8 protein-coding genes are annotated in these 13,997 nt (G+C 61.5%); 4 read left to right on the top strand and 4 right to left on the bottom strand.

Annotated elements, in window-relative coordinates; all coding sequences use genetic code 11:
• The 4 genes from ACV4UY_RS15645 to serA form a co-directional block, all read right to left on the bottom strand.
• Positions 1–1,079: hypothetical protein (locus ACV4UY_RS15645; protein ID WP_491608493.1), on the bottom strand; the 1,079-nt coding region annotated here is incomplete at its 3' end.
• A gap of 119 nt (positions 1,080–1,198) precedes the next feature.
• Entirely contained in the window at positions 1,199–2,050 is an 852-nt protein-coding gene (locus ACV4UY_RS15640; RefSeq protein ID WP_491608236.1) for a 3'-5' exonuclease, read from the bottom strand.
• Between the two features lie 329 nt (positions 2,051–2,379).
• Entirely contained in the window at positions 2,380–3,177 is a 798-nt protein-coding gene (locus ACV4UY_RS15635; RefSeq protein WP_491608235.1) for a hypothetical protein, read from the bottom strand.
• Between the two features lie 149 nt (positions 3,178–3,326).
• Positions 3,327–4,910: a phosphoglycerate dehydrogenase gene (gene serA, locus ACV4UY_RS15630; protein ID WP_491608234.1), complete on the bottom strand. Its 1,584-nt coding sequence runs from the start codon at positions 4,908–4,910 to the stop codon at positions 3,327–3,329.
• A 123-nt stretch (positions 4,911–5,033) separates the two neighbouring features.
• On the opposite strand from serA, the gene thiD reads away from it, so the two are divergent.
• From thiD to ACV4UY_RS15610, 4 genes are all read left to right on the top strand, one after another.
• Positions 5,034–5,789 carry a bifunctional hydroxymethylpyrimidine kinase/phosphomethylpyrimidine kinase gene (thiD, locus tag ACV4UY_RS15625; protein ID WP_491608233.1) on the top strand — a complete coding sequence of 252 codons (756 nt, stop codon included), beginning with the start codon at positions 5,034–5,036 and terminating at the stop codon, positions 5,787–5,789.
• Between the two features lie 131 nt (positions 5,790–5,920).
• A complete protein-coding gene (locus ACV4UY_RS15620; RefSeq protein ID WP_491608232.1) occupies positions 5,921–7,318 on the top strand; it encodes an MBOAT family O-acyltransferase in 1,398 nt (465 codons plus the stop codon).
• 6 nt (positions 7,319–7,324) lie between these two features.
• Positions 7,325–8,860 carry a hypothetical protein gene (locus ACV4UY_RS15615; RefSeq protein WP_491608231.1) on the top strand — a complete coding sequence of 512 codons (1,536 nt, stop codon included), beginning with the start codon at positions 7,325–7,327 and terminating at the stop codon, positions 8,858–8,860.
• A gap of 398 nt (positions 8,861–9,258) precedes the next feature.
• Positions 9,259–13,212, top strand: a complete 3,954-nt coding sequence (locus ACV4UY_RS15610; protein ID WP_491608230.1) for a PAS domain S-box protein — start codon at positions 9,259–9,261, stop codon at positions 13,210–13,212.
• The last annotated feature ends 785 nt before the right edge of the window (positions 13,213–13,997 follow it).

Here is a 13,997-nt window from a genome sequence, read left to right as displayed (position 1 = left end):
GCGACGACGCCCTTGGCCTCCAGCCTGGGCGGCATGGCCTGGGGAGGTGGTGCGAACGGCGTCTTGCCATCCACGCCCGCGTTCGAGGGGCGGGTTGGTGTGTCCGACGACGTGCCGGTTTTGATCTCTTTGACCTTCTGGCGCAGCTCATGGGAGAGGGTGCCGGGTTGTGGGCGTCCGGCCAGCAACTGCCAGAGCAGCACGCCGATCACCAGCAGCGCCAGGAGGCCGGCTCCCACGAAGAACAGCAGGCGTCGTCTGCCGGCCAGGAATGAATGGGAATCGGGCATGGGCTTGAAACGTTCTCCGTTTTTTTCCGGAATTTCTTCGGTTGGCAGCAATTTTTCCAGGCTGTCCCGGCAGGCATGCACCGCCATGCATGCTGGGGCCCGTGCCATCAATTCGGATGCCACCAGCACGCGGTAGAACTCCTCGATGGTCAAGGCCAGGCCGCATGCCTGTTTGGTGGTGAAATTTTTGCGTGCCATGACCATGAAATCGTTCAGATCCTTATCATCGGCCTGACGCACCACCTTGTCACGGCGCGCCAAAAATCCTTCCAGAACCTGAATGCGTCGCACATCGAAGTAGAGATTTTCGGTGAATCCGGTCCCTTCCTGATGGGTGACGAAGGTGACCAACTCCTCGGAAAAGCCGCGCGTGTCCATGGGGGCATACACCTCCCGTTCTTCGCGCGCCATTGGATTGGTGGGAATCAGACCTTTGAGGGTCAGGGCCTTGAAGAATTCGGTGAGGGTGGACTCATAGCCCCGTTCGCCATCCGGACCGAGCCGTTCGCGAATCTGCTTCAAGAAGCCGTAAACCCCTTCCGGTCGTGCCGAGCGGGGCGAGACTCCGCGACCGCGCAGATGGGACTCGAAATGGCGCACCCGTGCCGCGTCGAATCCCAGGTAGTGGTGGGGATCGTTTTCGCGGGCGTGGTCCAGATAGATCTCCAGGGCCATGGAGGTTTGAATCGGTCCGGCGTATTCGAGTGGAGCGCCGCACTGGCGGCAGGTGGGTGATGGGGTATCCGCGGATTGGGGAAAGCCGCATTGGGAGCAGGTGGCATGGGGCATTGCCGTGACCTCGAAGCCGTCAGATGATCGGGCCGGAATATCCTGAAAGAGGGCGCTTTTGAGTCTTCTGAAAAATATGCAACAATTGCGCCGCTTGTGGGTCACGATGCCGGTTCTCATCATCCCTCCGTGTGGAACAGTTCGGGTGACAGTCGTTCCCAGGCGGCCAGGTAGTCATGCAGGTGCGGTTTGTTGGCGGACTCGGCCACGATCAGTTCGCGCACCCGTTGTTGTTCCTGGAGGTATCCTTCCGGGTTGAACAATCCGCCGAAGTGGGCCATGCGCAGCCAGACCAGGTAGGTGGTCAGGGCATCTCGTTCGTTGTAGGCGATGATGCGATCCAGTTGACCTTCGAGCCACATGCGAGGCACGTCTTCGCCGCTGGCGTCCATTTTGCCGGGAATGCCGGAGAGCACGGCCAGTTCATGCAGGGACGGGGTTCCCGATCCCCAGCCTGGTGTGGCGTAATCGCGCAGGTCGATGTGCCAATCGCTTCCCTTGGCGAAGTAGTCCACCCCTTCCCAGGGTTTGTTGGGTCGCAGGGCGAACCGTGGGGCTTGGATTCCCAGGCAGATGCCGCGTTGCACGAGAATGCGCAGATCCGCGGCCAGGGAGTTGTATCCCACCAGTTGCGGGTGGCGTTCGCCGATGGCGTTCAGAAAGCGCCACACGATCTCTTTTTCGTCGTGTGGGGCGTTTGGATCGCGGGGCAGGGAGAGCAGGGAGAGGGTCACCCGTCCATCGGCGTGTTGGTGGCGTTGCACGGCGGCGATGGAGAGCATGCGGCAGAGGATCGTTTTGAGAAAGGGGCGGGGATTTTCGTCCGTGGCTCCGCCTTTTTGCCACATGGTTTCCATGACCTCGAGGTCATCCGCCTCTTCCGGGAGGTTATGGAGCAGGCGTCCGGCGGTGGGATTGGGCATCCATTCGGCGTCGAAGGCCCAGACCAGTTTATGGATTTGTTTGAACATGGGGTGGAATCACCTTTTCTGAAGTGTGGATTGGGGATCAATTGAGTGCAACCGGGGGAGGGTTGGGGTAGGGGGAGTAACGGGTGCGGTCAACGCGGGGTCCAGCATCTGTGTCACGCATCAATCTTTCAATAACAGATGGATGGGAAAGTTGTTGAGTTAACGTAAGGCACTATTGGAGGCTCTGCCTCCGCACTTAAGCCGGGGACCTTCGGCCCCAGCCCCCCAGCCCCCGCAACCGTGGTGTGAATCCCAACCTCAAAGACAAAAAAACCGGGGGATCACTCCCCCGGCAACTCAAACACACAACACCCTGAATACCATACGACTCATTTGCCCGCAAACGGACGCTTGATCAGATTCGAAACATTCTCCCGACTCCATGGATCACCCCCTGTCTCGGTCGGCGCGGAAGGGAGATACTCCATCGGCTGCTGAAACACGAACATCAATTGCCGCATCGCCCACTCACTCAACAACTCCAATGGCTGACCCGCCTCCGGCGGCTGCGATTGACCCATGCCATACGCCGTGCCAATCCCTACCAGCGAACCCAATGGCTCGCTCACCAACGAACCCGTGGCCGCCAACAACGTACCCGCCACGGCAGCTCGCTCCACCCCGTCATGCTTGCGATTGGGCTGCGACTCCACCCGAATCCGTACCGTGCGAAGCACCTTGCCCTTGGAGATCAAATAGGCGTCCAGGTCGAACAACCCCGGCGAGGTCGGCGAACTGCCGCGCATCTCACGCGGCGAAATCCATAACAAAGCCGGCCAGCCGGAACTCTGACTCATGGCCAACGCCCCCTCCAGATGATAAACCGGACTCCACTCCGGAATCAGCTGCTCGGCCAACTGACCAGGCAACAATTGCCGGAAAATGGTGCGGCTGAAGTCAACCAATACCTCAGGCTGTCCCGCCACCTGCCGGGCGATCGGCAACAGATGCAACTTGGGATAGGGGACGGGCAATTCGGTGACGTTCTCCTCGGAGAGCGCATCCCAACAGACACTCACCCCCTGGGAAGGGGTTTCGCACGCCTTGCGGTGAATCGCGGTCTCGCCAACCACGGGGGCACTCATCAACCCCAACGCGATCAACATGGACGCTTGCCAGTTCTTCATGGTTGTTTCCCCTTGCAGGTGATTGCATTGTCATCACTGAGATGTGATGCAAGGGGTGTGCCGATTTTGTTGAAGCGGGGAGAGGGTGAGAATTCCCGGTTCTCCGGATACCTGACGACACGAAGAACCGGGAAACAAGGTGCAAGAACTCAATACCGAACCAGCTTGACCTCGATCACATTGGGCACGCTGGTCAATTTTTCCATCACCTCCCGGGGCACGTCCTGATCCACGTTGATGAAGGCGATCGCCCGTCCGCCGATCTCCTTGCGACCCAGATGGAAGTTGGCGATGTTGATCTGGGATTCGCCAAGAATGGTGCCGACCCGCCCGATCAGACCCGGCGCGTCGTTGTTGGCCACGAACAGCAAACTCCCCTCCGGGGTGGCCTCGATGGGGATGTTGTTCATGGCCACGATGCGCGGTTCCTTGCCGTAAAGCAGCGTGCCGGTGATGCACCGCTCCCGGTCCTCGGTGGTGATGGTGACCCCGAGGGCCGAGGTGAACCCCTTGTTGGAGTGACGACGCACCGCCTCGACCACCTCGATGCCACGCTCCTCGGCGATCAATGGGGCGTTGACCAGATTGACGCCGGAAAGCATCGGCTTGAGCAGACTGTTCAACACCATGTTGGTGATCGGCTTGCGACTCAAGGAGGCGACTTCCCCTTCGAAAAGCACCTCGATGCGCTTGATGCCCGATTCGTTGAGCTGACCAAGGGTGGTGCCGAGCTTGTCGGCAAGGTTCAGATAAGGACGCAGGGTGACGAGTTCACCCTCGGAGACCGCCGGAATGTTCAGCGCGTTCTGCACCGTGCCCTTGAGGAGATAATCGGCGATCTGCTCGGCGATTTGCACCGCCACCTTCACCTGGGCCTCGTGGGTCGAGGCGCCGAGATGGGGGGTGAAGACCACGTTGTCCAGCTCGAACAACGGATTGGAACGGGCCGGCTCCACCTCGAAAACATCCAGGCCGGCGGCGAACACTTTGCCGGATTTCAGGGCATCGTACAGGGCCGCTTCGTCGATGATGCCGCCGCGGGCACAGTTGACGATGATCACCCCCTTCTTCATCCGCTCGAAGGCGGCGGCATTCACGATGTGCCGCGTGGCCGGAATCAGCGGGGTGTGGACGGTCAATACGTCGATCTGAGGCCAGAATTCGTCCAACGTCGGGCAGAGGGAGACCCCCAGATCCTCGGCGCGCTGCTTGCTGATGAAAGGATCGAACGCCAGCACCCGCATTTTCAAGCCCAGAAACCGCTCCACGACCAACGAACCGATGTTGCCGGTGCCGATGATGCCGAGCACCTTGCCGCACAACTCCCGACCCATGAAACCGTTCTTCTCCCACTTGCCCAGACGGGTCGAGGCGGTGGCTGCCGGGATGTGACGCGCGGCGGCCAGAGCCAGGGCCACGGTCAATTCGGCGGTGGTGGCGGCGTTGCCGAACGGGGCGTTCATCACGATGACGCCACGCTTGGAGGCGGTCGGGATGTCCACGTTGTCCACGCCGATGCCGGCGCGTCCGATCACCTTGAGGTTGGTGGCCGCGTCGATGAGGTCGGCGGTGAGCTTGGTGGCCGAACGGATGGCGATGCCATCGTAGGCGGGAAGAATGGATTTCAGTTCCTCGGGACTCAGACCCGGTTTATAATCCACGTCCACGCCGCGTGCCTTGAGCGCGGCTTCGGCTTCGGAGGACATCTTGTCGGAAATGAGTACCTTGGGCATGTGGCGGTTCCTTGCGAGTGGCGAAAAAGTCCATTGAAAACCCATCCAAAACCAAACCCCTTCAGTCTAACATGGCGCCCGGAGCCTGACAAGCCGGCTCCCGGAGTCGCGCGGGTATTGATCGTGGCCGGCTCGGACCCGGTGGCCGGAGCCGGATTGCAGGGGGATCTGAAGGTGGTGACCGCCCTGGGCGGCTATGCCATGACCGCGGTCACCGCGATCACGGTTCAGGATACCCGCGCGGTGGGAGACGTGGTGCCGCTGGATCCGGAGCTGGTCGCCGCGCAGATGCGCGCCTGCCTGGCGGACGTCGGCGCCGATTGCGTCAAACTGGGCATGCTCGCCAACCGGGCCATCGTCCGCGCGGTGGTCGCGGTGCTGGCCGACCATCCCGATCTGCCGCTGGTGGCCGATCCGGTCCTGGCCGGCACGGGCGGGGGGATTCTGTTGGAAGCCGGAGGGCTGGAGCACTATCGAAAAGAACTGCTGCCGCGCGTTACCCTGTTGACCCCGAATCTGCCCGAGGCCTCAGCCCTGACCGGCCTGACGGTGGAGACTCCCGAGCAGATGCGGGAGGCGGCACGCGCGCTGCGGGATCTGGGCGCGGGCGCGGTGCTTCTCAAGGGGGGCCACCTGGCGGGCGGGATGGTGCGGGACTGGCTGGAGAGCGATACCGCCCGCCGCTGGTTCGAGGATACCCGTCTGCCCGGCACCGGCTTCCACGGCACCGGCTGTACCCTGGCCTCGGCGATCGCCACCGGTCTGGCCCAGGGCCTGGGGCTGGAGGAGGCGATCGAACGGGGGCGCGCCTGGTTGCGTGAGGCGATGGTCGGGAGTCTGGCGCTGGGAGGCGGGCAGCGTCTGTTGTGGCACGGCTGAGAGGGGCGGCGCGGCGTACCCTTTCCGGCCAACGTCGAGCCCCTTGAGTCCAGTCGTTGACACGGTTCCCTGAAAGAGGAAATAATCATTTCGATTATCGACACCAAGCTCTTCAGGTATCCAACCCGGCCATGCTGTTCCAGTCCATTGGCTTTCTGTTCGTCCTCCTGCCCCTGTTCCTGGTGAGTCTGCGTCTCGCGCCTCCCGGAACGGCGCGGGGTCTGGTGATCTTCTTCTTCTCCTATCTGTTCTACTCCGGCAACGAGCCGTTCTTTCTGGTCCTGTTGCTGCTCTCCTCCACCCTCGACTTTTTCACCGCCCTGCGTATCGACCGGGCCGTCACCCCCTGGGGAAGACGGGGCTGGCTGATCGTCACCCTGTGCCTGAATCTCGGATTGTTGGGTTTTTTCAAATACGGCAAGATGCTGTTGCCGAAATTGGCGCCCCTGGGCGATGCGCTGGGTCTGCCCATGCCGGATCCGGAGCTGTTCAGATCGCTCGTGCTGCCACCGGGCATCAGTTTCTACACCTTCCAGTCCATGGCCTATTCGATCGATGTCTACCGCGGCCATGTGCGACCCGAGCGGAATTATCTCAGTTTCATCAATTATCTGGCCTATCTGCCGCAGCTCATCGCCGGCCCCATCGAACGCTATGCCCATTTGAGCGCCCAGCTGCACGCCCTGGTGGAAGGCAAAACCCGTCCCAACTGGAGCGCCGGCCTGGATCGCATCGCCCTGGGGGTGATCCAGAAACTGCTCATCGCCGATCCTTGTGGACTGATCGTCAACGCCATCGCCGATCAAGGGCGTTTCGACAGTCTGGTCTCCAGCTGGACCTTTGCCTTTGGCTTCGGTCTGCAGATCTACTTCGATTTCGCCGCCTATACCCACATCGCCATCGGCCTGGGGTTGTTGATGGGGGTGGAACTCGCCGAGAACTTCCTGTCGCCCTACCAGGCGCCCAACATCCAGGAGTTCTGGCGACGTTGGCACCTCTCCCTGTCCACCTGGTTCAAGGATTATCTCTATTTCCCCCTGGGCGGCAGTCGCAAGGGGCGGATCCGTACCATGTTCAACCTGCTGGTCACCTTTCTGCTGTGCGGATTGTGGCATGGAGCCGGGTGGAACTTCATCGTTTGGGGCGGACTGCATGGCGCGTTGGTGGGCGGTTATACCCTGATGCGCGGCACGCGCCTCGTCATCCGCATGCCACGGGTGGTGGCGGTCGCCCTGACCCTGGTCGTGGTGCATGTCTGCTGGGTCTGGTTCCGGCTGCACGATCCGGAAAAGATCCTGGTCGTGCTCAAGGGGATGATCGGCGGGCATGGTCTGGACAACGGCGCGGTGTCGCCGATCGATGGCGGCTTTCTGGTGTTGGTCATGGCCGGAACCCTGCTTCTGCCCAATGCCGCCCAACGGTGGCCGGGCAGCGCCGGCTGGTGGGAATCCACCCTGCTGCTGGGCGTGGCCCTGGCTGCCCTGCTCAACATTCCCCAGATCGCCCAATTCATCTATTTCCAGTTCTGAGCCGCCATGGATGTGACCTCGATCAACCGGTTCGGCAAGCGGGATGGTCTGCATGAAAGGCTCCGGATCGTCGGCGCCCTGCTCCTGATCGGGGTGCTGGCCTGGTTGGAAATCACCCTCGGCGCACGGTTGGAGGGCGAAAACCGTCGCCCGCTCGAAACGAGCGCTTTCGAACGGATCCCCCTGGAGCAACTGCTCAAGGACTATTCGGGTCAAACGCCGGTGCCGCCCAAACCACCGGGCGTGGCACGGATCCTCTATCTCTCCAACTCCCACGCCACCACCGGCGGACGGGTCTCCGGCCATCTGCGGGGCATGCTCGAGGCCCTCGCGCCGGGTCGCTTCGAGGTACTCGATCTCTCCACGCCGGGCATCGTCGCCTCGAGCATCCTGCAACGCGCCATGCTGGCCATGGAGATGGAGGTCGATCTGGTGGTGCTTCAGGTCGCCTACATCAGTTTTTCCGACCGCTTCAAGCTGGCTTTGCAGGATTTCCACGCGGAACATTTCTTCCGTCCGGGCATCTTCGAACGTCTTCCCTGGGGGTTCTGGTGGCGGAACTACGATGTGGGCATGTTCGCCGATCACCTGGTGAACCGTTTCCTGCGTCTGACCCTCTACCGCAACGAACTGCGCGGTCTGTGGGAGACCCCGCTGCTCGAGCGGGTCGAGTCGCTGAGCGGCTCCCGACCCAGCCGCATCCTTCATGTGGACAAAAACCGGATGATGGCCATGCCCGCCGGCTTCGATCCGACGCTGTTCGACTGGTCGCTCTATGCCCTGGGTCGCGACGGTCACCTGGCCGACCTGCGCGATCTGATCGGGATTCTGAACAAGGCCCGGATGCCGGTCATCGGCGCCAATCTGCCCATCGATTTCGACAAACGCTACACCAGGGCCGAACGAAACGACGCCGATTTCGCCAGGTTCCGAGGCGAACTGGCCGCCATCTTCTCCTCCGCGTTGCGCTATACCGACTATCAGTCGTGCTTCCCGGTCGCCTTCACCACCTACGATCCGTTGCATCCGACCTGGACCGGCGCGCGTCTGCACGCGGCCCATCTGGCCTTGCTGATGGCCGAATCCGGGTGGTGGCGCGACGCTCCGCCGCCGGAGCGGATGCGCCGAACGATTTTCGCCCAGGAACCGGCCATTCCCGACGATTACCGTCAGGCGTTGCGGAAGGTGGATACCTCGGGAGGACGGGCCTATCGCCGCTATGATGTCACGGATCCCTCCGTGGCGTCGCATCTGTTGGGACAGTGGACCAGGGCGGGCTGGGACTCGCCCCGTGGCAAAACCCTGTTGGAGCAGACCCTGGCCCGGTTGGATTTCTGGATGCGGGAGCCGTCACCACCCGATCCAGACTGTCCCGCGAGTTTCCAGGGGGTGTGGCCGGAGATTCTGCATGACGAGTATCGCAAGCATGCCGAACGGTTGAACCATTTCCGCGCGCATCTGGAGAGCAGCGCATCGGCTGCTGGTGTCGATGCACGGGTGGTTTCTCAGGGTCGCATCGATTGGAGTATCCGCAGACCGTGAGGTCGGGCGATCTTTGGAGCTTTGACGGATGGTGCGGACAAGTATTGGTCAAGTTGTATAAACAATTTGCCATATTTTCTTTATTTTCATGTTAAGTGTCCATCGGAACCGGGATGAGCTGGCCTGGGTTTGCAGGGTCTTCCCCAGGAATGGCGGTCTGTGAGGCGGGGGCCCGTGCGCAAGAGGGGGGGCTGATTCTTGCAAAACAGGCATTGTTTTTCGATTGGATGAAGAAGGTCAAGATCGATCTTGCAAATTGAGTAGCAACAAGGCACACTGCTACGGTAGTCGTGGTCATTCGGGAAAGCTGTCAGGGGGGGTGGGATGGGGGCAAACCATCCAGACCACGCCAGACTTGACGCAAGCGTGGCATCGGCTGTTCAGGCGGAGAGCGTGGCATGATCCCAACGATGGCGCGGATCATCAGATCGAAGGTGTCGGAGCGCATTCAGGAGAGTTTCACCTTCTGGGTGGTCGTGTTGGGGCTGCTGTTGACCATCGGCACGCTTGTTTCCCTGTCTTCCGCGATCCACCATGCGCAACAACAGAGCATGGAGTTGGCCATTCAAACCGCCCGCGCCAACTTCGCCAAGGATCTGGCTTTTCGTCAGTGGGCCACCCGCCATGGCGGCGTCTACGTCCCCGAGGATGCACGCACCCCGGCCAATCCCTATCTCGCCCACATTCCGGAACGGGATGTCGTCACCCCCTCCGGGCGTCGGCTCACCCTGATGAATCCGGCCTACATGCTGCGTCAGCTGATGGGCGAATACGCCGATCTCTATGGCATCCAGGGGCGGCTCGTTTCCGACAGGCCGCTCAATCCGGATAACCGCCCCGATGCCTGGGAGGCCGAGGCGCTGCGCGCCTTCGAACAGGGGGAAGAGGAGGTCGTGGCGATTCTGGGCGAGGGGCTGGACGCCACGTTGCGCCTGATGCGACCGATGATCACCCAGGAGGGGTGCTTGAAGTGTCATGCCCAGCAAGGCTACCGGGAGGGGGATGTGCGCGGCGGCATCGGCGTGCGTCTGCCGCTGCGCCCCTATCGGGAACATGAGACGGATGCGGTTCGTCACATCTGGATCGATCACGTTTTCTTTCTCGGCGCCATGCTCGGATTGCTGCTGCTCTACTACCGGTCGGTGCGGCACCGGCTGGCCGACCAGCAACGGGCCAGCGAGGCGCTGCGCTTGAGCGAAACCAAATTTCGCGCCATGTTCGATCATGCGGGCATTGGCCTGGTGCGAGCCGATCCGCGCGAGTCGCGCATCCTGGAGGCCAACCGTGCCTTTGCCGACATGCTCGGGTATGACGACCCCGAAGAGTTGCGCGGCGTCGCCATCTCCACGCTCTCCCATCCCGATGACATGATGCTCAACCAGAATCTTATCGAGAAGCTGCGTGACCATCTGATCACGACCTATCAGTTGGAAAAACGGTATTACACCCGGGATGGCGGGGAGGTGTGGGGTCGGCTGAATGTCAGCCAGATTCCAGGACTGGGTGGCGAACCCGATTTCATGGTCGCGGCCATCGAGAACATCACCGCCCTCCGTCAGCTGCGCTCCCGGCTCGAGGAGAGCGAAGCCCGTTTTCGGGTCGTGGCCAACTCCGCGCCGGTGTTGATCTGGGTGTCGGGTCTGGACATGGGGTGCGACTGGTTCAACCAACGCTGGCTGGATTTCACCGGACGCACCCTGGAAGAGGAGTGCGGCGCTGGGTGGGCAAGGGGGGTTCATCCCGATGACCTGGAACGCTGCATGGAGATTTATACGGCCCATTTCCAGCGGCGCGAACCCTTCTCCATGCTCTACCGGCTGCGGCGTCACGACGGCGCCTGGCGTTGGCTGATGGACAATGGAGCGCCCCGCTACGATGAACGGGGGAGTTTCGCCGGCTTCATCGGCTCCTGCACCGACGTGACCGACCGGCTCACCATCGAAAAGGCGTTGCAGGAGCAGCAACAGGTCCTGGAAGGGGTCAAGAAACGCTATCAACGGCTTTTCGACAGCTCCCCGGATGCCTATCTGATCATGGAGCTGGATGGCGGGATCATTTCGGACTGCAACAGGGCCGCGGAACGGATGCTGCATGGCACCTGCGAGCAGATCCTCGGCAAGAGACCGGATCAGCTCTCCCCGGATCATCAACCGGACGGTCGCACCTCGCGAGAGGCCGCGGCCCAGGTGATCCGCGAGTGCCTGGAGCGGGGAGAACACCGTTTCGAATGGTTGCACCGCCGGCTGGATGGCGTGGATTTCTGGGCCGAGGTGACCGTCTCCCGGATCGACCTCGAGGACCGTCAGGCCCTGCTGGTGGCGTGGCGGGATATCAGCGAACGCAAACAGGCCGAGGAGCGGCTGCGCCAGAGCGAGAGGATGTTCCGCACGGTTCTGGATTTTACCTACGACTGGGAGTACTGGGTCGATCCCGCGCAGCGCATCGTCTTCATGTCGCCCTCCTGCGAGACCATGACCGGCTATTCCGCCGCCCGTTTCATGGCGGATCCGACGCTGTTGACCTCCATCATCCATCCCGAGGATGTGGCGCGGATGATCGCCCATCATGCGCGGATCGACAGCCCGGAGGAGGGCTACCTCGACTATCGGATCATCCATGCGGATGGATCGATCCGCTGGATCAGCCATGGCTGTCGTCCGGTGTCCGGAGCGGGCGGGGAGTTTCTCGGACGCCGGGCCAGCAATCGGGACATCACCGAACGCAAGCACATGGAGGAGGAGTTGCGTCACGCCAAGAACGCCGCCGAGGCCGCCAACCTGGCCAAAAGCGACTTTCTGGCCAACATGAGCCATGAAATCCGCACGCCGATGAACGCCATTCTCGGCATGGCGGATCTGCTGTGGGAGAGCGAGCTGCAACCCGGTCAACGCAAGTTCGTGCAGGTGTTCCGTTCCGCGGGCGAGAATTTACTGGGGATCATCAACGATGTCCTGGATCTGGCCAAGATCGAGGCCGGCCAGCTCACCCTGGAGAACATCCCCTTCGAGCTGGCCGAGGAGATGAACGTGGTGTGCGACATTCTGGCGCCACGGGTCAATGCCAAGGGGTTGCATCTGGTGCAACACATTCATCCGGAGGTTCCGGAGTGGCTATCCGGCGATCCCACCCGTTTGCGGCAGATCTTTCTCAATCTGTTGAGCAACGCGGTCAAGTTCACCGAACGGGGTTCCATCCGGCTCGAGGCGTTGCCCGTGCCTCCACCCGAGGGGAGCGGCCAGGACGATCGGGCCTGGATCGCCTTTCGGGTGATCGATACCGGCATTGGCATTCCCAGGGATCGGCTGGAGCATGTTTTCGACAACTTCGTGCAAGCGGACTCTTCCATCACCCGTCGTTTCGGGGGCACGGGTCTCGGATTGGCGATCGTCAAGCGATTGGTGGAGAAGATGGGCGGTGGAATTGCGGTGGAGAGTCGTGCCGGTCATGGCACGACCTTCACCTGCACCATCCCTTTCCAGGCCGGTGCGGTACGCATCGAGTCGTCGCTTCCGGAGTTGAGCGGGGTGCGCATTCTGGTGGTGGATGATCACGCAGACAACCGACTGGTATTCCGGGAGTATCTGGAGCCATTTCACGCCGAGGTGGACGAGGCCGTGGACGGCCTTGAGGGATTGCGCATGCTGGAGGCGGCCCAGGCCGATCAGCGGCCTTATCGGCTGGTGCTGTTGGATGTCAACATGCCCACCCTGAACGGTCCGCGCATGGCGGAGTGTTGGCGCGCCACGAACAACGGGGTGCTGCCGATCCTGATGCTCAATTCCGTCTATCACGAGCAGGTATTGCAACAGTGTCAGACTCTGGGGGTGAGCCACTATCTGCTCAAGCCGGTGCGTCGCGGGGATCTGATCCGCACCGTGCGTCAGGCGTTGGGGTTGGAAGAGATGCGGGAACGTTTGCTGCTGCCGTTGGAGGATCCGGTCCCGGATGGTCAAACCAGGCGACGTATCCTGTTGGTGGATGATTCCGAGGAGAACCGTATGTTGGTGGGGGCCTATCTGGCCGGATCGGCCATTGAGTTGCGCATGGCCGAGAATGGCATGCTTGCCCTGGAGGCGATGCGGAAGGAGCGATTCGATCTGGTCTTCATGGATGTGCGCATGCCGGTGATGGATGGCTATTCGGCGACCCGCGCCTGGCGAAGGATGGAGCGGGAGCAGGGTTGGGAACGGTTGCCGATCATCGCTTTGACCGCCCATGCCATGCAGGAGGATGTTGCCCAGTGTCTCGAGGCCGGCTGCGATGCCCATTTGGCCAAGCCGCTCAAGAAGAAGTTGTTGCTGGAGATGATCGGGCGTTTTGCGTCCAGACCGGGCGGGCATGTGGTGAGGTAGAGGGCATGTGGTGAGGTAGGGGGTATGTGGAGGGGGTAGGGGATAAGGGGGGGTAACCGTTGCGGGGGACCGGGGACCGAAGGTCCCCGGCGGAGGTTCGGAGGCAGAGCCTCCGAGGTTTGGCCTTTGACTTTTTTAATCTTTAATCTTTAATCTTTAATCTTTAATCTTTAATCTTTAATCTTTAATCTTGCTTTTAGCGCGCTCTACAAAAAAGCGTTTTTTTCGCGCCTTTTGCGAAAAAAACGCTGCGCGCAGCCTTGGAAGATGAGTCGTTTTGCGGTTTTGGCAAAACGACTCATCTTCGCCTTGCCTCGAACAGGCCGCCGGAGGCGGCTTGTTGTGCTGAAAGGCAATGCGCCCCCTCCTTATGCCCTTACGGGCAACGGAGGGGGCGCATGAGACGGCGCGCGCTTGCGCGGTTTTTCGCAAAAGGCGCGAAAAACCGCTTATCGTGAAAAGCGCGCGAAAATCAAAATCACAAACTGGCATGATGGGGGGAGAACCCCCTCACCCCCCAACCGTGGACCTCCCTTACGGGAGTTCCACGGTAAAGGAAGAGTCAAGACCTCAGGGCTTTGCCCCGAACCCCACCAGGGGCCATTGTCCCCTGGACCCCGTTGACTTGTCCCCTCCCGTGGCCATCATTGTCCCCGGAGTCCGTTGACTTGTCCCCTCCCGTGGCGATCATTGTCCCCTGGACCCCGATGACTTGTCCCCTCCCGTGGCCATCATTGTCCCCGGAGTCCGATGACTTGTCCCCTCCCGTGGCCATCATTGTCCCC

It is taken from the genome of Candidatus Magnetaquiglobus sp. (assembly GCF_058402785.1).
The sequence above is the reverse complement of the archived record's forward strand: the minus strand, read 5'-3'. Positions and strand labels throughout refer to the sequence as shown.